We start from the raw sequence: 1,182 nt of genomic DNA on the forward strand, positions 1-1,182 counted from the left end.
CGGGGGCGGCCGGCCTGGCCCTGACCGACGCCCTCGTCAGCCGCGCCCCGGACGGCGCGGTGCCGTCCGTCACCCTGCTGGAGGCGCCACCGGGCCTGCTGCGGCCGGGGGACCGCACCTGGTGCTTCTGGGAGGACGCCCACGGCTGGGACGAGGCCGTCTGCGCCAGTTGGCCGCGCATCCAGGTCGCCCACCCCGACGGGGGCCGCACCGACGCGGACGTCACACCGATGCGCTACCGGATGATCCGCTCCCGCGACTTCGAGGCCGCCGCGCACCGGCGATGGGCCGGACAACCGCGCATACGCACCCTCTCCGGCACCGTCACCCACGTGCACGACGGGCCCGAGGGGGCGACCGTGCACTACCGCACCGCGGACGGCATCCCCCGGCGCCTCGATGCCCGCTGGGTCTTCGACTCCCGCCCGCTGCCCGGCCTGCCGCCCTCCCGCACCACGCTGCTCCAGCACTTCCGCGGCTGGTTCGTCCGGCTCCCCGAACCGGCCTTCGACCCCGGCGCCGCCGTGCTGATGGACCTGCGCACCCCGCAGCCCCGCCACGGCCTGTCGTTCGGCTACGTGCTGCCGCTCTCGAACCGGGAAGCCCTGGTGGAGTACACCGAGTTCTCCCGCCACGTCCTCGACCGGACCGGCTACGACAGCGCGCTGCGGCACTACACCGAACAGGTCCTCCGGCTCGGTCCGCTCGAGGTCACCGCGACCGAACAGGGCGTCATCCCGATGACCGACGCCGTGTTCCCGCGCCGCGCCGGCCGTTCCGTCTTCCGTATCGGGGCCGCGGCCGGCGCCACCCGGCCGGCCACCGGCTACACCTTCGCCGCCGCGCTCCGCCAGACGGCCGCCACCGCGGACGCCTTCCACGCCGGACGCACCCCGCTGCCACCGCCCGCCCACCGCCCCTGGTCGCTGGCCATGGACGCGGTGCTGCTGCGTGCCCTGGACACCGGACGGGTCGACGGCGCCGACTTCTTCAGCCGGCTGTTCCGCCGCAACCCCGCTCCCCGCCTGCTGCGCTTCCTCGGCGGCACCTCCAGCCTGACCGAGGACCTCCGGATCGGCACCACCACACCCGTCTGGCCGATGCTGCGGACGACCGCCGAAGTGCCCCTGGTACGCCGCCGCCCGCCGCCCGGCCCCTGACCCGCCGGGCAGACCGCCGGCC

1 protein-coding gene is annotated in these 1,182 nt (G+C 76.0%); it reads left to right on the forward strand.

The window, feature by feature from the left end; translation table 11 throughout:
• A partial coding sequence (locus ACYVE9_RS27585) for a lycopene cyclase family protein (protein WP_461030616.1) occupies nt 1–1,160 on the forward strand: 1,160 nt, incomplete at its 5' end.
• Between the last annotated feature and the right edge of the window lie 22 nt (nt 1,161–1,182).

It is taken from the genome of Streptomyces sparsus (assembly GCF_054776295.1).